22 protein-coding genes and 1 pseudogene are annotated in these 18,817 nt (G+C 66.9%); 10 read left to right on the top strand and 13 right to left on the bottom strand.

Annotation, left to right across the window (positions count from 1 at the left end; all coding sequences use genetic code 11):
• Positions 1–112 precede the first annotated feature (112 nt).
• Together ACREB7_RS16660 and ACREB7_RS16655 are read left to right on the top strand one after the other, a co-directional pair.
• Positions 113–499, top strand: coding sequence for an NADH:ubiquinone oxidoreductase subunit NDUFA12 (locus ACREB7_RS16660; protein WP_431593397.1), 387 nt, complete (start codon positions 113–115; stop codon positions 497–499).
• Positions 500–504: 5 nt separating this feature from the next.
• A pseudogene (locus tag ACREB7_RS16655) lies at positions 505–909 on the top strand (DUF2155 domain-containing protein); the annotation flags it as partial.
• 35 nt (positions 910–944) lie between these two features.
• On the opposite strand, the gene aat reads toward ACREB7_RS16655, so the two are convergent.
• Positions 945–1,709: a leucyl/phenylalanyl-tRNA--protein transferase gene (gene aat / locus ACREB7_RS16650; protein WP_431593398.1), complete on the bottom strand. Its 765-nt coding sequence runs from the start codon at positions 1,707–1,709 to the stop codon at positions 945–947.
• Positions 1,710–1,717: 8 nt separating this feature from the next.
• Positions 1,718–2,548: a class I SAM-dependent methyltransferase gene (locus ACREB7_RS16645; protein ID WP_431593396.1), complete on the bottom strand. Its 831-nt coding sequence runs from the start codon at positions 2,546–2,548 to the stop codon at positions 1,718–1,720.
• A gap of 82 nt (positions 2,549–2,630) precedes the next feature.
• On the opposite strand from ACREB7_RS16645, the gene ACREB7_RS16640 reads away from it, so the two are divergent.
• The 3 genes from ACREB7_RS16640 to ACREB7_RS16630 are packed head-to-tail and all read left to right on the top strand — an operon-like array spanning position 2,631 to position 4,356.
• Positions 2,631–2,819 carry a hypothetical protein gene (locus ACREB7_RS16640; RefSeq protein ID WP_431593395.1) on the top strand — a complete coding sequence of 63 codons (189 nt, stop codon included), beginning with the start codon at positions 2,631–2,633 and terminating at the stop codon, positions 2,817–2,819.
• Positions 2,816–3,364, top strand: coding sequence for a demethoxyubiquinone hydroxylase family protein (locus tag ACREB7_RS16635; RefSeq protein ID WP_431593394.1), 549 nt, complete (start codon positions 2,816–2,818; stop codon positions 3,362–3,364). The genes ACREB7_RS16640 and ACREB7_RS16635 overlap by 4 nt, the downstream gene beginning before the upstream one ends.
• On the top strand, positions 3,361–4,356 hold the full coding sequence (locus ACREB7_RS16630; RefSeq protein WP_431593393.1) for an isopenicillin N synthase family dioxygenase: 996 nt from the start codon (positions 3,361–3,363) through the stop codon (positions 4,354–4,356). The genes ACREB7_RS16635 and ACREB7_RS16630 overlap by 4 nt, the downstream gene beginning before the upstream one ends.
• 8 nt (positions 4,357–4,364) lie before the next feature.
• Here the strand turns inward: ACREB7_RS16630 and ACREB7_RS16625 are convergent, their stop codons facing one another.
• From ACREB7_RS16625 to ACREB7_RS16590, 8 genes are all read right to left on the bottom strand, one after another.
• Positions 4,365–5,849: a CpaF family protein gene (locus tag ACREB7_RS16625; RefSeq protein ID WP_431593392.1), complete on the bottom strand. Its 1,485-nt coding sequence runs from the start codon at positions 5,847–5,849 to the stop codon at positions 4,365–4,367.
• Between the two features lie 196 nt (positions 5,850–6,045).
• The gene (locus ACREB7_RS16620) at positions 6,046–6,306 is read right to left on the bottom strand and encodes an ATP synthase F1 subunit epsilon (protein WP_431593391.1); all 261 of its coding nucleotides are present in this window, start codon (positions 6,304–6,306) and stop codon (positions 6,046–6,048) included.
• 121 nt (positions 6,307–6,427) lie between these two features.
• Positions 6,428–7,954, bottom strand: coding sequence for a F0F1 ATP synthase subunit beta (gene atpD / locus ACREB7_RS16615; RefSeq protein WP_431593390.1), 1,527 nt, complete (start codon positions 7,952–7,954; stop codon positions 6,428–6,430).
• Between the two features lie 12 nt (positions 7,955–7,966).
• Positions 7,967–8,536: a hypothetical protein gene (locus ACREB7_RS16610; RefSeq protein WP_431593389.1), complete on the bottom strand. Its 570-nt coding sequence runs from the start codon at positions 8,534–8,536 to the stop codon at positions 7,967–7,969.
• A gap of 2 nt (positions 8,537–8,538) precedes the next feature.
• The gene (locus ACREB7_RS16605; protein WP_431593388.1) at positions 8,539–9,414 is read right to left on the bottom strand and encodes a F0F1 ATP synthase subunit gamma; all 876 of its coding nucleotides are present in this window, start codon (positions 9,412–9,414) and stop codon (positions 8,539–8,541) included.
• A gap of 52 nt (positions 9,415–9,466) precedes the next feature.
• The gene (atpA, locus tag ACREB7_RS16600) at positions 9,467–10,996 is read right to left on the bottom strand and encodes a F0F1 ATP synthase subunit alpha (RefSeq protein WP_431593387.1); all 1,530 of its coding nucleotides are present in this window, start codon (positions 10,994–10,996) and stop codon (positions 9,467–9,469) included.
• A gap of 3 nt (positions 10,997–10,999) precedes the next feature.
• Positions 11,000–11,566 carry a F0F1 ATP synthase subunit delta gene (locus ACREB7_RS16595; protein ID WP_431593386.1) on the bottom strand — a complete coding sequence of 189 codons (567 nt, stop codon included), beginning with the start codon at positions 11,564–11,566 and terminating at the stop codon, positions 11,000–11,002.
• Positions 11,567–11,701: 135 nt separating this feature from the next.
• The gene (locus ACREB7_RS16590) at positions 11,702–12,196 is read right to left on the bottom strand and encodes a hypothetical protein (protein WP_431593385.1); all 495 of its coding nucleotides are present in this window, start codon (positions 12,194–12,196) and stop codon (positions 11,702–11,704) included.
• Between the two features lie 50 nt (positions 12,197–12,246).
• Between ACREB7_RS16590 and ACREB7_RS16585 the strand changes: the two genes are divergently transcribed.
• Positions 12,247–12,924 (top strand): dienelactone hydrolase family protein, encoded by a 678-nt coding sequence (locus ACREB7_RS16585; RefSeq protein ID WP_431593384.1) that lies wholly within the window; start codon positions 12,247–12,249, stop codon positions 12,922–12,924.
• Entirely contained in the window at positions 12,921–13,733 is an 813-nt protein-coding gene (locus ACREB7_RS16580) for an alpha/beta hydrolase (protein WP_431593383.1), read from the top strand. The genes ACREB7_RS16585 and ACREB7_RS16580 overlap by 4 nt, the downstream gene beginning before the upstream one ends.
• Here the strand turns inward: ACREB7_RS16580 and ACREB7_RS16575 are convergent.
• Both ACREB7_RS16575 and ACREB7_RS16570 read right to left on the bottom strand, forming a co-directional pair.
• Positions 13,717–15,261, bottom strand: a complete 1,545-nt coding sequence (locus tag ACREB7_RS16575) for a S1C family serine protease (protein WP_431593382.1) — start codon at positions 15,259–15,261, stop codon at positions 13,717–13,719. The two genes, ACREB7_RS16580 and ACREB7_RS16575, sit on opposite strands and share 17 nt — an antisense overlap.
• 57 nt (positions 15,262–15,318) lie before the next feature.
• A complete protein-coding gene (locus tag ACREB7_RS16570) occupies positions 15,319–16,137 on the bottom strand; it encodes a DUF2306 domain-containing protein (RefSeq protein ID WP_431593381.1) in 819 nt (272 codons plus the stop codon).
• A 168-nt stretch (positions 16,138–16,305) separates the two neighbouring features.
• On the opposite strand from ACREB7_RS16570, the gene ACREB7_RS16565 reads away from it, so the two are divergent.
• The 3 genes from ACREB7_RS16565 to ACREB7_RS16555 are packed head-to-tail and all read left to right on the top strand — an operon-like array spanning position 16,306 to position 18,566.
• Positions 16,306–16,770: a DUF1203 domain-containing protein gene (locus tag ACREB7_RS16565; RefSeq protein ID WP_431593380.1), complete on the top strand. Its 465-nt coding sequence runs from the start codon at positions 16,306–16,308 to the stop codon at positions 16,768–16,770.
• A gap of 3 nt (positions 16,771–16,773) precedes the next feature.
• Positions 16,774–17,808 carry a bifunctional DNA-binding transcriptional regulator/O6-methylguanine-DNA methyltransferase Ada gene (gene ada, locus ACREB7_RS16560; RefSeq protein WP_431593379.1) on the top strand — a complete coding sequence of 345 codons (1,035 nt, stop codon included), beginning with the start codon at positions 16,774–16,776 and terminating at the stop codon, positions 17,806–17,808.
• On the top strand, positions 17,808–18,566 hold the full coding sequence (locus ACREB7_RS16555; RefSeq protein WP_431593378.1) for an isocitrate lyase/PEP mutase family protein: 759 nt from the start codon (positions 17,808–17,810) through the stop codon (positions 18,564–18,566). The genes ada and ACREB7_RS16555 overlap by 1 nt, the downstream gene beginning before the upstream one ends.
• A 6-nt stretch (positions 18,567–18,572) precedes the next feature.
• On the opposite strand, the gene ACREB7_RS16550 is transcribed toward ACREB7_RS16555, so the two are convergent.
• On the bottom strand, positions 18,573–18,817 hold a 245-nt coding region (locus ACREB7_RS16550; protein ID WP_431593377.1), incomplete at its 5' end, for a hypothetical protein.

The raw sequence follows: 18,817 nt of genomic DNA, 5'->3' as shown, positions 1-18,817 counted from the left end.
TCCGAGAAGCGCCCTTCGACAGGCTCAGGGCTACGGTTTATTGATGCGCCACGGCCGACGGGGTCGGTTTCGCGCTTGCGAAACGGCGCGGCTTGCCTGTAAACGCGCGGCCATGGGCATGTTAGGCAAGATTTTCACCTGGTGGGACGGCGCAACCGTCGGCACGCTGCTGAACAGCTGGAAAACCGGCGAAAAGGTCGGCGAGGACGGCCTCGGCAACCGCTATTATCGGGCGCGCAAGGGCAACCGCCGCTGGGTGCTCTATAACGGCTCGAACGACGCGAGCCGCGTGCCGCCCGAATGGCATGGCTGGCTCCACGGCACCTTCGACGAACTGCCGGCCGACATCCTGCCCGCGCCGCGCGCGTGGGAAAAGGAAGCGACGGCGAACCTGACCGGGACTGGCGAGGCCTATCGCCCGGCGGGCGCGCTCGAACGCGGCGGCCGGCGCGCCGCGGCGACCGGCGATTATGAGGCGTGGCGCCCCGGCGCCGAGTGAGTTTCATGGGCCCGCGCCTGATCCCGACCGCGCTGATCGCGCTTCTGGCCGCGACCGCGCTGGCCGGCTGCGATCGCACCCCGACGAAGGGCAATGGCAGCGCCACGGTGCCGACGATCGCCAAATCCGAACGCGTGCCCGCCGAAGTCGGCGGTATCGAGGGCGCGACCCCGATGGCCGAGCGCGTCGCGGTGGTCGGCCTGCTTAACAAGCGCAACGGGCTGGTCCGCGATCTCGAGATGAAGCCCGGCGAATCGGCGCGGGTCGGTCGCGCGATCGTGCGGCTGCGCGCCTGCGAACAAACGGCGCCGTGGGAGGATCCGCCCGAAACCGGCGCGTTCATCCAGCTGACCGTGCAGGATCAGCGCGACAATCAGTGGCGGCGGATCTTTTCGGGCTGGATCTTCCGCGAGCGGCCCGACCGCAACATCATCCAGCACCCGATTTACGACGTGTTCGTCAAAAGCTGTGCGATGACATATCCGGGTGGCGAACCCGTCGCACGCCCGTCGGCCGCGCCCGCCGCACCCAAGGCGTCGAGCGCGCCCCAGTCGCCCGCGACGAACGGCGGCGAAGGCAGCCCCGCCGCCCCGGCCCCCGCGCCCAAGGCCGCACCGCCGGTGGTTCCGGCGCCGCCCGCCAACACCGAATAGAGCCGGCGCAGATAATCGGCCTGCGGGATTTCGATCGCGCCCAGCGTTTCTAGATGCGGGGTGATGAACTGACAATCGAGCAGTTGCCAGCCGCCGGCGCGCAGCCGCGCGACGAGATGCGCAAGCGCGACCTTCGACGCGTCGCGGGTGCGGCTGACCATCGATTCGCCGAAAAAGGCGCGGCCGAGCGTCACGCCATATAGCCCGCCGACCAGCGCACCGCTTTGCCAGCATTCGACGCTATGCGCATGGCCCAGGCGGAAGAGCCGGTCGTAACTCGCCTTGATCACCGGGTTGATCCACGTCGTCGGGCGATCGGCGGCGGGCTCGGCGCACAGCGCGACCATATCGGCAAAGGCGCGGTCGGTGGTGACGTGGAAGCGTTCGCCGAGGATCACCTTCTTCAGGCTGCGCGACAGGCGGAAGCCATCGAGCGGCAGGATCGCGCGCAGCCGCGGTTCGACCCAATGCACCGACGGGTCGTCCGCCGCGTCGGCCATCGGAAACAGACCCTGCGCATAGGCGCTGAGCAGCAGCGCAGGGTCGATCGTTTCGATCGGCTTCGTCAGCTTGCCGGCTTCACGAATTTCAGCGTCATGCGGTCCGATTCGCCGATCGCCAGATATTTGTCGCGGTCCTTTTCGCCTTCGCGCAGGCTCGGTGGCAGCGTCCACACGCCGCCCGGGTAATCATGCGTATCCTTGGGATTGGCGTTGATGTCGCTCTCGCCCGCGAGCTTGAACCCCGCCGCTTCGGCAAAGGCGACGACCGACGAGCGCTTCATATAGCCGCTCTTTTCCTCGAGCGCCGAATCCATCTCTTCGGGCAGGCGATGTTCCTCGACCCCGAGCACGCCGCCGGGTTTCAGCATCGCGAAAATCTGCTTGAAGGCATTGGCGGTGTTGTCGGCGCCGTCGAAGCGCCAGTTATGGACGTTGCGAAAGGTCAGCACGACGTCGGCGCTGCCGTCGGGGACCTTGGGGTTGGTCCCGGCATTGGGAAATTCGGCGAGCTTGAGCGCGCCATAGGTCGCCGCATCCTCGGCCTGCTTCGTCTTGACGCGATTGAGGCCCTTTTCCCACGGCGCCGCGACATAGAGCGAGCCGCCGCCGGCCTTGCTCAGCGGCGCGAGGATTTCGCTGTACCAGCCGCCGCCGGGCCATAATTCGACGATGGTGTCGCCGGGCTTCACCCCGAAAAAGGCGAGCGTTTCGGCGGGATGGCGATATGTGTCGCGCGCGACATTGGCGGGCGTACGCGTCGGCGCGGCGACCGCAGCGGCGATGGCATCGCCGGGTTTCGCGGCGGCCTCGGTCGCGGTCGCATTTTGTGCAGGCGCGCTGCACGCGGCAACGGCGATCAGCGCTGCACTTGCAACGGCACGGAAATCACGCATATCGGGGCACCTCTCTGGGGATCGGGCCGGTTCGTCCGGTCCGGTTTGGGGGGAGGGCCATAGTGCGAAGGGAATGGGGCCAATGCAAGTGTCCATGCTGTCGGTGAGCATCGGCGCGGCGATCCTGTTCGCGATCGCCGAAGTCGCCGGCTGGCGCCGCAACAACCGCCGCGACGTCGACAAGGTCGGTTTCATGCCCTGGCGCGGCATCGCGCTGGTGTCGGCCTGCGTCGCGCTGTTCGCGCTGGCGTTCTGGATTCAGCAGCGATGACCGCTGCCCGGCTGACCGCGCGGCTCGGCGCCGGCGAGTCGCTGGGCGACCGGGTGATGAAGGTCGATCATGCCGGCGAACATGGCGCGGTGTGCATCTATCGCGCCCAGCGCTGGTTTGCGCGCTGGCGCGCGCCCGAGATGTCGGGCGAACTCGACGAATTTCTTGCGCACGAGCGCGGCCATCGGGCGCTTTTCGCCGCCGAATTGCAAAGCCGGAATCGTCGCCGCTGCCGCAGCTATCTGTTGTGCGGGCTCGGCGGATTCGTGCTGGGTGCGGCGACGGGGATCGCCGGGCGCGGCGCGATCGCCGCGACGACGGTGGCGATCGAGCGCGTCGTCCTCCGCCATATGCACGACCAGATCGCGGTGCTGGACGGCATCGACCCGGCGGCGGTGGCGGCGCTGCGCGCCATCGTCGCGGAGGAGCAGGCGCATCACGACCGGTCGGTTCAGCGGTTGACCGGCGGCGGCTGGTCGCGGTTGATCGATCCGATCGTCGCCGCCTCGACCGAGGCGGTGATCTGGCTGGGGATGCGGCTTTGACCGCGCTGCCCGTCATCGACATCGGTCCCCTGCTGACGATGGACGATGCCGCCGCGATCGAGCACACGGCCGCGACCATCGGCGCGGCGAGCGCCGACTATGGCTTCTTCTATGCCGAGGGCCATGGCATCGCCGACGCGCTGTTCGAGCGGCTGGAGGCGGCGAGCCACGCCTTTTTCGCGCTGTCCGAGGCCGAGAAGGCACGGATTGCGATGGTCCATGGCGGAACCGCATGGCGCGGCTGGTTCCCGCTCGGCGGCGAACTCACCTCGGGGCGGCCCGACCGCAAGGAGGGGCTCTATCTGGGTGAGGAGCTCGGGGCGGGCGACCCACGCGTCGCGGCGGGCTGGCCGCTGCACGGCCCCAACCTCTGGCCCGAAGGCCTGCCCGAATTGCGCGGCGCGGTGGAGGATTATCTGGCGGCGACGGTCGCGGCGGCCGAGGCATTGATGCGCGGGATGGCGCTCGCGCTGGACCTTGCTGCCGATCATTTCGCGACCGGGATCACCCGGCACCCGACCCTGTTGTTCCGCATCTTCCATTATCCGCCGGGCGGCGCAGCCGACGATCTCGGGGTCGGCGAGCATAGCGATTATGGCTTGCTCACCTTGCTCGGACAGGATGCGCATGGCGGGCTGGAAGTGCGCGCCGCCGACGGCAGCTGGATCGCGGTGCCGCCGCGCGGCCGTGCGCTTGTGGTCAATATCGGCGACATGTTCGAACGGCTGACGCGCGGGCGATTCCGGTCGGCGCCGCACCGCGTGATCAACGCATCGGGGCGCGAGCGATTGTCGTGGCCGCTGTTCTACGATCCCGATTTCGCCGCGTCGGTCGACCCGCTGCCGATCCCCGCGACGACGCGTCTGCTGCCGCGCTGGGACGGGGGCGATGTCCATGGCGCGGGCGGCACCTATGGCGAATATCTGATCGGCAAGGTCGGCAAGGTGTTTCCCGAACTCGCCGGGAAAGCGCTCGGCGACTTCACCCAATAGAGTCCGACTTAGAGGCAGGCTTCCAGATAGGGCTGGTCGAAGCCATACTGACGCGCCTTTTCCAGCGTGTAGGGGCGGAGGCCCATCGCGCGATATTCGCCGATGATCTTGCCGTCCTTGTCCTCGTCGAGATATTCGAACTTGAACAATTCCTGGGTGACGATGACGTCGCCTTCCATGCCGATCACCTCGGTGACGTTGGTGACGCGGCGCGACCCGTCGCGCAGGCGCTTGATCTGGATCACCATATCGACCGAATCGGCGATCTGCTTGGAAATCGCTTCCTTCGGGATCTTCACGTCGCCCATCAGCACCATATTCTCCATACGGCCGAGGCATTCGCGGGGCGAGTTGCTGTGGAGCGTACACATCGATCCGTCGTGACCGGTGTTCATCGCGGCGAGCAGATCGAAACATTCGGCGCCGCGAACCTCACCCATGATGATGCGGTCGGGACGCATACGCAGCGCGTTCTTGACGAGGTCGCCCATATGGATCGCGCCATTGCCCTCGAGGTTCGCAGGGCGCGTTTCCAGCGGCAGCCAGTGCGGCTGCTGCAGGCGAAGTTCGGCGGCGTCTTCGATCGTCAGCACACGCTCGCCGGGGTCGATCATCTTCGACAGGGCGTTGAGCATCGTCGTCTTGCCCGAACCCGTGCCGCCCGAGATGACGATGTTGAAGCGGCTGGCGCCCGCGATCTTCAGCGCGGTGCACATCTTCTGACTCATCGCGCCCCATTGGCACAGCATGTCGAGCGTGATCGGCTTGGCCGAGAATTTACGAATCGAGATCGCGGTGCCGCGCAAGCTGAGCGGCGGAACGATCACGTTGACGCGGCTGCCGTCCTTGAGGCGGGCGTCGGCGAGCGGCGTGGTCTGGTCGACGCGGCGGCCGACCAGGTTGCAGATGCGCTGCGCGATCTGGAACAGATGCTGTTCGTCGCGGAACTGGATCGGCGCGATGACCAGCTGGCCCTTGCGTTCGATATAGGTTTGGTACGGCCCGTTGACCATGATGTCCGAAATGTCGGGGTCGGCCAGCAGCTCTTCGAGCGGGCCGAAGCCGAGCAGTTCGTCGACGAGCACCTTTTCGAGCGCAAATTGTTCGCGGCGGTTCAAGGTGATCCGCAGTTCGGCGAGCACTTCGAGGATGATCGGGCGAAATTCCTCGGTCAGCTCGTCCTTCGACAGCGTCGCCGCAGCCTCGGGATCGACGCGTTCGAGCAGGCGCGGCAGCACCTGTTCCTTGATCTTGTGGACGCTGGCTTCAAAACCTTGCGCCTTTTCGGGCTCCATATTCTCGGCCGACGACCGCTGGTTCAACCGCTCCATCGCCTCCAGCTCGGGAACCGGGGCGCCCGACGGATCGGGAAGCGGTGCGGCGTCGATCGCGGGGAACTGGCCGCCGCCGGAGCCGGCACCACCCTGCATCGGCTTCGCCACGCCAAAGGCGGGGCGTCCTGCGGTACCGGGTCGGCGTCCGAATGCACTCATGGTTTTGTCCTGCTTCCGAATCATATCCTGGGATGTGTCGCAGCCGAAGCGGACGAACCCCCAATCGACAGGGTGAATAGAGTGGAAACTTTGACATTCTCCTAATGCCCGCGCGGCATGGGGAGCACCCGGACGCAGCAACGCCCGCATCCGGGGGGATGCGGGCGTCGTTGATGCCGGTTATTTCGCGGCGCGATCAGCCGGCGGTGACATGCTCGGCGAGGACGGTCAGGCCGGCCTCATTGACCTCGGCAAAACCGCCTTCGACCTCGATCGTCTCGGGCGTCGCGCCGGCGCTCGCATAGATGGTCAGCGGGCCGTTGCGCAGCGTCGCCATGAAGGGCGCATGGCCTTCGAGCACCGAAAAATCGCCTTCGCTGCCCGGTACGGTGACCATATAGACATCGGCGGTCCGCTCGAGGCGGGCGGGGGTTACGAGTTCGAACTTCAGAGCCATGGGCTATCTCTTAACTCCCCTCCCGCTTGCGGGAGGGGTCGGGGGAGGGCGTGTTGCGGCGAAGACCCGTCCCCCGACAGGCCCTCCCCTAGCCCCTCCCGCAAGCGGGAGGGGGACCGGCTTACGCGTCTTCGGCGAGCTTCGCGGCCTTGGCGACCGCTTCGTCGATGCCGCCGACCATGTAGAAGGCCGCTTCGGGCAGATGGTCATATTCGCCATCGACCACCGCCTTGAACGACTTCACCGTGTCTTCGATCGCCACGAACTTGCCGGGGATGTTGGTGAAGACTTCGGCGACGTGGAAGGGCTGCGACAGGAAGCGCTGGATCTTGCGCGCGCGGGCGACGACCAGCTTATCTTCTTCCGACAGCTCGTCCATGCCGAGAATCGCGATGATGTCCTGCAGCGACTTGTACTTCTGCAGCGTTTCCTGAACGCGGCGAGCCGTTTCATAATGCTCCTGCCCGACGATCGACGCGGTCAGCACGCGGCTGGTCGAATCGAGCGGATCGACCGCCGGATAGATGCCAAGTTCCGAAATCGCGCGGTTCAGCGTCGTCGTCGCGTCCAAGTGAGCGAACGAGGTTGCCGGCGCAGGGTCGGTCAAATCGTCCGCAGGAACGTAAATGGCCTGCACCGAGGTGATCGACCCCTTGTTGGTCGAGGTGATGCGTTCCTGCAGCGCGCCCATGTCGGTCGACAGCGTCGGCTGGTAACCCACGGCCGAGGGAATACGGCCGAGCAGCGCCGACACTTCCGAACCCGCCTGCGTGAAGCGGAAGATGTTGTCGACGAAGAAGAGCACGTCCTGGCCTTCCTGGTCGCGGAAATATTCGGCGATCGTCAGGCCCGACAGCGCGACGCGGGCGCGGGCGCCCGGGGGCTCGTTCATCTGGCCGAACACCAGCGCCACCTTCGAACCCTCGGGGGTCGGGTTGCCGTCGGCGTCCTTGGCGATAACGCCGGCGTCGAGGAATTCGTGATAGAGATCGTTGCCTTCGCGGGTGCGTTCACCGACGCCCGCGAACACCGAGGTGCCGCCATGGCCCTTGGCGATATTGTTGATCAGTTCCTGGATCAGCACCGTCTTGCCGACGCCGGCGCCGCCGAACAGGCCGATCTTGCCGCCCTTGGCGTAAGGCGCGATCAGGTCGATGACCTTGATGCCGGTGACCAGGATGCTCGATTCGGTCGACTGGTCGACGAACTCGGGAGCCTTGGCGTGGATCGGCGCGCGCAGGTCGGTGCCCACCGGGCCGCGCTCGTCGATCGGCTCGCCGATGACGTTGAGGATGCGGCCGAGCGTCTGCGGGCCGACGGGAACCGAGATCTGCGCGCCGGTGTCGACGACGGGCTGGCCGCGGGTCAGGCCGTCGGTCGCGTCCATCGCGATGGTGCGAACCGTATTCTCACCCAGATGCTGCGCGACTTCGAGGACGAGGCGGTTGCCATTGTTGTCGGTTTCGAGCGCGCTCAGAATGGCGGGCAGGGTGCCGGTGAACTGGACGTCGACGACGGCGCCGATGACCTGGGCGACGCGGCCCGTGGCGGCGCCGGCGGTCGCGGCGGCCTTCGGAGCGGCTGCCTTCTTGGGCGCGGCGGCCTTTTTGGCCGGAGCCTTCTTTTCAGGGGCGGGAGCGGTTGCCATGTTCAATCTTCCTTATTTGAACGTTTCGTGGAGGCGCGACGCCTCGATTTCTTCGGGAATGGGACGTCCGCGTGCCTGGGCCCAGAGTTTCCGGAGGGTTGCGGGGATGCGGGTGCGGGTGTCGATATTATAGAGTTCGGCGACGCGGCGCGAAAAAAGCAGATAGGCCGTCACCGCGATGTTGAAGGCGAGGTCCAGATAGACCAGCGGCGGCGCCATGCTCGTCCCGTCAAGATCGATCGCCGCCCGGGCCAGCGCTGCCGACAGCGTCGCGAGGACCGGATAGATGAACCAGAGCGCGCCGATCACGAAATGAACGCTGCTGCGCTGGAACTGCGAGGCGAGCAGGCCGACGCAGAGCAGCAGAAGCGCCATGCGGACGATGATCGACGCGATCGAAATACCGACATAGGTCGATGTGCCGGGAAGCTCATAGCCACCCATTTGCGTCATATAGGCGGCGGCCTGCCGAACGAACATGATCTGGACGATCCCCGCCAGCGCCATGACAAGCAGTCCCGCGCACAGCAAAGCTGTCCACGGGCCGACTTTGGCAAACCAGCTGGGGGCGCCCGCCGTCATCGTCAGAGCGCCTCGGCGCCCGCGATGATTTCGATCAGCTCGGTGGTGATCGCCGCCTGACGCGTGCGGTTGTAGATGATGGTCAGCTTGTTGATCAGGTCGCCCGCGTTGCGCGTCGCATTGTCCATAGCGGTCATCGACGCGCCCTGTTCGGACGCGGCGTTTTCGAGCAGGCCCTTGAAGATCTGGATCGTGATGTTGCGCGGCAACAGATCGGCGAGGATCGCTTCCTCGTCGGGTTCATATTCGACCGCCGCACCGCTCGATGCGGGAACGTCGACGGGCGCCGGAACCGGGATCAGTTGCTGGCCGGTCGCTTCCTGAAGCAGCGCCGAGCGGAACTTCGAATAGAAGAGATGCGCGACGTCGAACGCGCCGGCCTCGTACAGTTCCATGACCTTTGCCGAGATTTCGCTCGCCTGGTCGAAACCGATATCGCGGATGCCGGTCGTCTCATATTGCTCGGTGATCTGGCCCGCGAACAGGCGCGCGATGACCGGACGACCCTTGCGGCCGACGAGGTAGAAGAGGACCTTCTTGCCCTGTGCCTGCAGCTCGAGCGCCTTGTCGCGCGCCGCGCGGACGATGTTCGAGTTGAACGCGCCCGCGAGGCCGCGGTCGCTGTTCAGCACGACCAGCAGATGCGTGTCGCTCTTGCCGGTGCCGGCAAGCAGCTTCGGCGCCGAATCCGATGCGCCGACCTTCGACGCCAGGCTGGCGACGACGCCTTCGAGCCGCGTCGCATAGGGGCGCGCGGCTTCGGCAGCCGCCTGCGCCTTGCGCAGCTTGGCGGCCGCGACCATTTTCTTGGCCTTGGTGATCTTCTGGGTCGATTTGACCGAGTTGATCCGCCCTTTGAGTTCCTTAAGCGATGCCATTACGGCCCCTCTGGTTCGTCAGCCCGGCTTGCGCCGGGCCAACCCAAATCGGTTAGGCGAAAATCTTGCCGAAGGCGTCGAGCGCGGCAACGAGGCCCTTCTTGGCGTCATCGCCAAGATCCTTGGTGTCGCGGATCGTCTTCAGCACATCGGCGTGGTCGCTGCGCAGGTAAGCGAGCATCGCGGCTTCGTAGCGCGACACATCGGTGGTCGCGACCTGGTCGAGATAGCCGTTGGTGCCGGCGAAGATCGACGCGGTCTGCTCTTCGAACGGCATCGGCTGAAACTGCGGCTGCTTGAGCAGCTGGGTCAGGCGCGCACCGCGGTTGAGCAGCTTCTGCGTCGACGCATCGAGGTCTGAACCGAACTGCGCAAAGGCTTCCATTTCGCGGTACTGCGCCAGCTCGAGCTTGATCGAGCCCGACACCTTCTTCATCGCCTTGGTCTGCGCGGCCGAGCCGACGCGGCTCACCGACAGGCCGACGTTGATCGCCGGGCGGATGCCGGCGTTGAACAGGCCGGTTTCGAGGAAGATCTGGCCGTCGGTGATCGAAATCACGTTGGTCGGAATGTACGCCGACACGTCGCCCGCCTGGGTTTCGATGATCGGCAGCGCGGTCAGCGAACCCGAGCCATTGTCGCTGTTCATCTTCGCGGCGCGCTCGAGCAGGCGGCTGTGCAGATAGAAAACGTCGCCCGGATAGGCTTCGCGGCCCGGCGGGCGGCGCAGCAGCAGCGACATCTGGCGATAAGCGACGGCCTGCTTCGACAGATCGTCATAGACGATCACGGCGTGCATGCCGTTGTCGCGGAAATATTCGCCCATCGTGCAGCCGGTGTAGGGCGCGAGGAACTGCAGCGGAGCGGGCTCCGACGCGGTCGCGGCGACGACGATCGAATATTCCATCGCGCCATTTTCTTCGAGCTGGCGGACGATCTGCGCGACGGTCGAGCGCTTCTGGCCGACCGCGACATAGATGCAGTACAGCTTCTTCGACTCATCGTCGCCGGCGTTGGCCTGCTTCTGGTTGATGAAGGTGTCGATCGCGACGGCGGTCTTGCCGGTCTGGCGGTCGCCGATGATCAGTTCGCGCTGGCCGCGGCCGACGGGGACGAGCGCGTCGAGCGCCTTGAGGCCGGTCTGGACGGGTTCGTGCACCGAGGTGCGCGGGATGATGCCCGGCGCCTTGACCTCGACGCGCATGCGCTTGTCGGCCTTGATCGGGCCCTTGCCATCGATCGGGTTGCCGAGGCCGTCGACGACGCGGCCGAGCAGGCCCTTGCCGACGGGGACGTCGACGATCGTGCCGGTGCGCTTGACGGTGTCGCCTTCCTTGATCTCCGAGTCCGACCCGAAGATCACGATGCCGACATTGTCGGCTTCGAGGTTGAGCGCCATGCCCTGCACGCCATTGGCGAATTCGACCATTTCACCGGCCTGGACGTTGTCGAGGCCGTGGACGCGGGCGATGCCGTCGCCGACCGAGAGAACCGAGCCGATCTCGCTGACCGTTGCGTCGGTGCCGAAATTGGCGATCTGGTCCTTGATGACCTTGCTGATTTCAGCGGCGCGGATTTCCATGGTTTAGCCTTTCATCGCCTGTGCGAAGCTATTGAGACGGGTACGGATGCTGCCGTCGATCAGCTGGCTGCCCAGCTGGACGACGAGGCCGCCGAGGATGGCGGGATCGACGGTCGTGGCGACGGCGACATCGCGGCCGACACGGGTTTTGAGGTTCGCGGTCAGCTCCGAAAGCTGCGCGGCGGAAAGCGGGTGCGCGCTGGTGACCTTGGCGGTCACTTCGCCGCGATGGTCGGCGACGATCGCGTCAAAGGCGTCGATCATCTTGGGCAGGTCGGCCAAGCGGCGATTCTCGGCGAGCACGCCGAGGAATTTTGCGGTCAGCGAATCGAGCTTCATCGCCTTGGCGACCGCCTCGATCGCGTTCGCCGCATCGGTGCGACCGACGACCGGGCTCGCGATCAGCGCCGACAGGTCCGCCGATTCGGCGAGGCCCGCGCGCAGGTCGGCGAGACTTCCCGCGACCGCGTCGATCGCGTTCGATTCGCGGGCCAGATCGAACAAAGCGACGGCATAACGACCTGCGAGGCCCGCCGTGATGTTGCCTTGAATGCCGCCGGAATTCTCCACGCGTGAAAGTCCTTTGTTGCTATCCCGTGGGGGATGGGTCGCGCGGGATTTGGCGGATATCGGTGAATATCCCCCGCAGCGAAGTCGCGGCGCGCCTAGCAACGATTTTGTTGCAATGCAAGGCGGGGGTGGGGGCTAGTTGCAGGCCGATTGCGGAATCTTTGCAGCGGCCTCGGCGCGCATGGCTTCGAACCTTTTTCTTACGACCGCATCGGCTTGCTCGTAGTTGCGGGGGTAGGCGCGGTGCGCGTCTTCGGCGGCGGCAATCAGGTCGTCGGTTTGTCCATAGGAACAGACCGCACCGTCGCCATAGGGTTCATGCACCCAGAAATCCGCAAGGCAGGCGTCAGGACCAAATTTCGGATAGCATGTTCGAGAGACATGAACTGGCAGGGCAGGGGTGTCAGGGCCTTCCGCAGTTTCGAGTGAATCCGTTGCTGACTTGAGTGCCCGATCGGCTCCGCCGCTGTCGCGTCCCGCCAGCTTGCACATGCAGGATTGAAAGGCGAGCTTCTCGATCCGGGCGAATTTATCGGTGGCGCTGGTTTGATGTGGCGCGGTGCTGTCGCACGCGGCGAGCAAAAGCAAGGTCACCGGCAGGATAGCGAGAACGCCACGGTTCGCTTGCATTCTGTTCCTCCTCCCATAAACCCGCCGCACGACTAACATGGGAGACAATGATGGGCGAGATGATCCGGATGACGATGGACGATGGCGCCGAGATCGCCGTCTATCATGTCCAGCCGGAGGGCGAGCGTCGCGGCGGCCTCGTCCTCATCCAGGAAATCTTCGGGGTCACGGACCATATCCGCGACCTGTGCGACGAATATGCCGCCGATGGTTATGAGGTGCTCGCCCCCGCGCTGTTCGACCGTGAGCATCCGGGGTTCGAAAGCGACTATTCGGGGCCGCAATATGAACGCGCGGTGCAACTGGCGCGCGAGCTGCATCCGTTCGAGCAGAGCCTCAAGGACGCGCAGACCTGCATCGACGCGCTCAAGGGCAAGGGTCCCGTCTTCATCACCGGTTTTTGCTACGGCGGCTCGGTCGCCTGGCGGATGGCGCAGATCAGCCCCGACCTCGCCGCCGCCAGCGCCTATTACGGCAGCCTCGTCCCGACGCAGTTCGCCGATCAGGCGCCCGCCTGCGCCACCATCGCGCATTTCGGCCGCTTCGACGCGGGCATTCCGATGGAGGGGGTCGAGGCGCTGATCGCGAAGGACCATCCGACCGCGCAGATCTTCGTCTATGACGCCAACCACGGCTTCAACAGCGACCGCCGCAAGGATTATCACGAACCGTCGAGCGAGCAGGCGCGCGAACGCACGCTGATGCTGTTCAAGGCGTGCGGGGGATGAGTTTCGGGAAGCTGGCGACCGGCGGGCTGACGGCCCTCCTCGTCTTTGCGATCGTGGTGACCGCGATCCTCTACACGCAGCAGCGGCGCATCCTCTTTCCCGCGCCGGCCCGATATCCCGCCACACCGCCGCAGGGCTTCCGCCTCGTCCACACCCGGACCGATGACGGCCTCCGCTTCTCGGCCTTTTACCGCCCCGCCGCGCCGGGGGCGAAGACGATCCTCTTCTTCCACGGCAATGGCGACAATCTGGCGGGCGCGGTTCAGGCGACGCGCGGGCCGGCGGCGGCGGGCGCCGGGCTGATGCTCGCCGAATATCGCGGCTATGGCGGGAATCCCGGGTCGCCGGGCGAGGATGGGCTCTATCGCGACGGCGAGGCGGCGATGCGCTGGCTCGCCGATGCGGGTGCGGCGCCGCGCGATATCGTGGTTGTCGGCAATTCGATCGGCTCGGGACCTGCGACCGAAATGGCGCTGCGCCACGACGTCGCGGCGCTGGTCCTCGTCTCGGGCTTTTCGGACCTGCCGGCGGTGGTGCGCAGCCAGGTTCCGCTGATCCCCCGCGGGCTCGTCCGCGACCGTTTCGACAATGCGGTGAAGCTGCCGCGCGTGAAGGCCCCGGTCTTTCTGATGCACGGCGACGCCGACACGCTGGTCAGGCCCGACAATCTGGCGCGGCTGCGTGCGGCGCGTCCCGATGCGACGGTGGCCGTCGTTGCGGGGGCGGGGCACGAGCTTGCCTATACCGATCCGGCGCAGGCGATATTGGGGCGCTGGGTGGACAGGCTGCGGCTCAGGGCGCCGGATTGATCACCGCGCCCTTGGCGAGCTTCTGGCACGCATAGACCAGCCGCTCGTTCGGGGTCGGCGGCAGGACGGCGCGAATCGCATCCTGCTGGGTCGCGAGCGCCGCCACCTGTTCGGGATCGACGCTGCATCCCTTGATCGCGACGCCCGCCCGCACTTCGCGCGCCTTGGTCATCGTCTCGGCGTCGAGCAGATAGCGGTCGACGCGATATTCCTGCCCCGCGCCGTCGATCGACGCGATCGTCACCGTCGCTTCCTCATTGGGGACCAGGATGCGCTGCCAGCGTCCATCGCTGCCTTGTGCATATTGGGTGCGGCCGTTGATGCAGCCGTCCTTGCCGATCGCGACGGGGACGTCGGGGGTTTCGGACACGGTGATGCGGCTGCGGTCGGGGCGGATCGTGCAGAGCAGGTTGCCCGTCGCGAGCGCGGGCGGCAGGTCGGCGTTCGCCGCGGCGGTTGTGGGATCGGCGGGCAGGTCGGCATGCGCGCTGGGCCGGGTGACGAACAGGATCGCGGCGGCGAGCATCAGCACCGCCCCCGCGCCGCCCGCGATCTTGGCGTTGCGCGGATTCTTCTGGCTGTGGAACAACAGCCCGGCGCCCGCCGCCAGCGCGCCGATCACGAACAACACGCCGGCCAGCGCGATGCGATTTTCGCGCGAGGCCTGCGCCGCTTCGCTCGCGCGGGTTTCGCGCAATTCGCGGTCGAGCGCCGCCGCTTCGTCCTTCGCGGCATTGGCGGCGGCTTTCGCCCGCGCATCGGCGTCGAGCGCGGCGCGGTCGCGCGCGTCGGCTTCGGCCAGCGTCATGCAGGGGGTGCCGATGCTGCTGAAACTCTGGCTCGCATCGGTCAGGAAACGCGTCAGCTCGCGATTGGCGATCGCGAAGGCAAAGGAGGAATCGCCGTCGTCGGCGCGGGTGATCGCGCTGTTGATGCCGACGATGCGGCCGCAATTGTCCACCAGCGGCCCGCCCGAATTGCCGCGCGAAATCTTGGCGGTGTGGACGAGCATCGCGACGCCATCGAGCGCTTGCGTGTTCGACAGATTGCCTTCGCTGCGCACCGGGGTGCGCGGGGTGATATAATCGGCGGCGCTGCGCGCGGTCGCGAGGTCGACATTGCCCGGATAGCCCAGCGCGACGACATCGCCGCCCGCCTCGAACGGCCCCGAATAAATGGCGGCGGCGGGAACACGCCCCTCGGTGATCTCGATCAGCGCGAGGTCGCGCTTGGTGTCGATCGCGATCAGCTTGGCGGCATAGCTTTTCTGCCCCTCCGACGGGACGACGCCGAGCGCCACATTGTCGGGATAGCGCGCCGCCGATTCGACGACATGCGCGTTGGTGACGATGCGGGTGGGGGAGATGGCGATGCCGCTGCCATGGCCGAAACCGACGACCTCGCCGTCGACCATGGCGACGGTGACGACGCGCACGACGCTGCGCGACACCGCGCTGATATCGTCGGCGGCGCGCGCCGGATGGGTGATGGTGAGAAGGGCGAGCAGCAGCGCGAGGAGGCGGGTCATGGCGCGGAGCCTAGCTGCTCGCGGCGCGAAGGCAAGCCGGGTCGCGCCCGCCTATGGCTAGATATAGGGCCCCCACATCACCATCCATGCCCCGGCGCTACCGGCCAGGATGGCGACGCCGCTGACCGTCAGCAGCGCCGCGACGCCGCCCCGGGCCCGCGGCGTTCCATGCGCGCCCGCGCGCAGGTAAAGTTCGGCGACGGCGAGCGGCAGCAGCGAATTGGCGAAGGCGAGGAAGATGTCGAACGGCCCGTCCATCGCCTTGCCGATCCCGGCGCCGCCGGTCGCGAGGCCCCACACCATATAGCCGACGCGCATGAACCAGACCGCGCTGGCGACCGCGAACAGCCGGATCGCCCAGCGGCGGTGCTCGACGAAGCGCCGCGCGCGGGCGCTGCGCCACGCCATCGCAGCAAAGCCGAGGATGAGCAGCGCGTCGAGCGTGATGCCGGCCCCGCCGGTGATCGTCAGCCAGGTGCCGCGCCCCCAGGTCATCCACAGCCCGCCGAGCGCCAGGGTCAGCGCGCTGACCAGATAGAGCCGTCCGTTCCAGCGATGCAGCGCGGGCCAGCGGGAACGGATCGCGGGAACGAGCTGGACCAGCCCGCCGAAGGTGATGACCGCCGCCATCAGCACATGGACCGCGAAGAACAGGTTGCCGCTCGTATCGCCCTCGACGAAGCCGATGATCAGCGGCTTGTCGTTCCAGCGCGCGAAATTGCCGGTCAGGGTCGAGGGGTAATAATAGAGCAGGATGAACAGGACGAACAGCAACTGTCCGGCGGCGATCGCCAGGTAACAGAAGGTCGCGGCGCGTCCGAGCCAGTCGGCCGGCCGCGCGCGCGGTGCGATGGGTGCTGCTTCGATCGTCGCCATGGTGCCGGCTCCCCAATTTGCCGGCGAGACTGGGGCATTCTCCATGGTGAGTCAATGTTATAATACAGTAATACACATCGAGGCGCCGGAACTTTGAACGCAAGCATCGGGACGCCGGCGGCGCGGCGCGCTGGCATAGGGTCGTCGACGCCACGAAAGGACGCTTTTATGACCTATGCGATAACCGGGCTCGCCCCGGAAAATTTTGACCCGTTGTTCGCGCTCGACGATACCGAACTCGCCGCGCGGGGTGCGCGCCGCGTCGTCGCTGCCGCCGATCGGGGTTTCCCGTGCCGTATCAGCCTTGAGGATGCACGCGCCGGAGAAGAGCTGATCCTGCTCCACCACGTGAGCCACGACGTCGAGACGCCCTACCGCAGCGCCTATGCCATTTATGTGCGCCGGGGTGTCGAGGCCGCGACCTATGTCGACGCGGTGCCGCCGGTGTTCGACGGTCGCCCGATCGCGCTGCGCGGCTTCGACGCCGCGAACATGCTGCGCGACGCCCGGCTGGCGGGACCGGGCGAGGCCGATGGTGCGATCCGCGACCTGTTCGCCGATGACGCGATTGCCTATATCGACGCGCACAACGCCGCGCATGGCTGTTTTGCCGCGCGCGTGAAGAGGGATTGAGCCATGGACCTCACCACCATGACCGACGATGAGCGCTGGGAGGCGGCGCTGCGCCGCGACAAGGCCTATGACGGCCGCTTCATCACCGGGGTGCTCACCACCGGCATCTATTGTCGCCCGAGCTGCGCCGCGCGCCATCCGTTGCGCGAAAATGTCCGCTTTTTCGCCGACGGTGCGGCGGCGCGCGCCACGGGCCTCCGTCCGTGCAAACGCTGCCTGCCCGACGATGTCGCGCGCGACGAGGGCGCGGTGATCAAGGCGATTGCGGCGATCAAGGGCAGCGAGGAGCCGCTCGCGCTCGCCGACCTTGCGGCGCGCACCGGCTATTCGCCGACGCATTTCCAGCGCGTCTTCACCCGCCACACTGGCCTGTCGCCCGCCGCTTATGCCCGCGCGCTGCGCGACGAGCGCGCGCGCCGGGCGCTCAGCGAGGGCGGGCGGGTCACCGACGCGATCTACGACGCGGGTTTTTCGGGGCCGTCGCGCTTCTATGACAATATGGAGGGCCGCATGGGCATGACAGCCTCGGCGTGGGTGAACGGCGGCAGGGGCGCGACGATCCACTGGGCGGTGGTGCCGACCAGCCTCGGCGACATGCTCGTCGCCGCAACGACAAAAGGTGTGTGCCGACTGAGCTTCGCCGAGGGGCGCGAGGCGCTCGAGGAGCGGTTTCCGGCGGCGGAACTGATCGAAGGCGGCGACGATTTCGCGGCGCTGCTGAAACAGGTCGTCGCGGCGGTCGAGGCGCCGGTGAACGGGTTCGACCATATCCCGCTCGACGTGAAGGGCACCGCTTTCCAGGAGGCGGTGTGGCGCGAACTGCGCAAGATCCCGGCGGGCGAAACGCGCAGCTATGCCGATATCGCGGCGGCGGTCGGCAAGCCCAAGGCGGTGCGCGCGGCGGGCAGCGCCAATGGCGCCAATAATGTCGCGGTGCTGATTCCGTGCCACCGTGTGGTACGCAGCGACGGCACGCTCGGCAGCTATGCCTATGGCCTGCCGATCAAGGAAGAATTGCTCAAAAGGGAGAGTTTCTGATGTCCGACAAAGTCGCCGCCTTCAAGGCGCTGCACGTCCCCGGCAACCCGCTGATCCTCGTCAACATCTGGGATGCCGGCAGTGCCAAGGCGGTCGCCGCAGCCGGCGCGAAGGCGATCGCGACGGGCAGCTATGGCGTCGCGGGCGCGCAGGGCCGTGCCGATGGGGAAGATTTCCCGCTCGGCGACGTGTTCGAGAATCTGGCGCGCATCCTGTCGGTCACCGACCTGCCGGTCACGATCGACATGGAATCGGGCTATGGCGCCGACCCGGCGGCGGTCGGCGTCTCGGTCGGGCGCGCGCGCGACGCGGGTGCGGCGGGGATCAATATGGAGGACCGCCTGCCCGGCGAGACCGCGCTGCTGCCGATCGCCGAGGCCGCCGCGCGCTACCGCGCCGCCGCCGACACCGGCCTCTTCGTCAACGCGCGCTGCGACACGTTCCGGGGCGCCGATATCGCCAAGGATGGCGACGCGCTTGTCGCCGCGACGCTCGAACGGGCGGACGCCTATGCCGATGCGGGGGCGGGCTCGCTCTTCGTGCCCTTCCTGCTCGACCCGAAATGCATCGGCGCGATCTGCGCCGCGTCGCCGCTGCCGGTCAATATCCTGCGCGGCAAGGGCGGCCCGACGCATGCGGAACTGGCGGGCCTCGGCGTCGCGCGGATCAGCCATGGCCATCAGCCATGGGCCGCCGCGATGGCGTGGCTCACGGGACAGGCCGCGCAGGTGCTGGGCGGCGCCGAACCCGATTATTGATCGGGGTCAGTCGGCCGCCGCGTCGTCGCTCTTCTCTGCACCGGTGGGTTTTTCTGCGTCGCGGTCGCGCATCGCCTCGAGCTGGTCGAGCAGCGCTTCGCCGCCGCCGCCATCATGCGGATCGAACGCGACGATCCGGGCGAGGTTGATCGCCCGGTCGAACTCGCCGCCGTTGGCGAGTGCAAAGGCGTAGTTCATGCGCGCCTCGATATTTTCGGGGCCGAGGTGGAAGGCGCGGGCAAGGCCGTCGA

It is taken from the genome of Sphingopyxis sp. (genome assembly GCF_050725615.1).
Lineage (GTDB): Bacteria > Pseudomonadota > Alphaproteobacteria > Sphingomonadales > Sphingomonadaceae > Sphingopyxis.
This window is presented reverse-complemented; position numbering and strand designations above follow the sequence as displayed.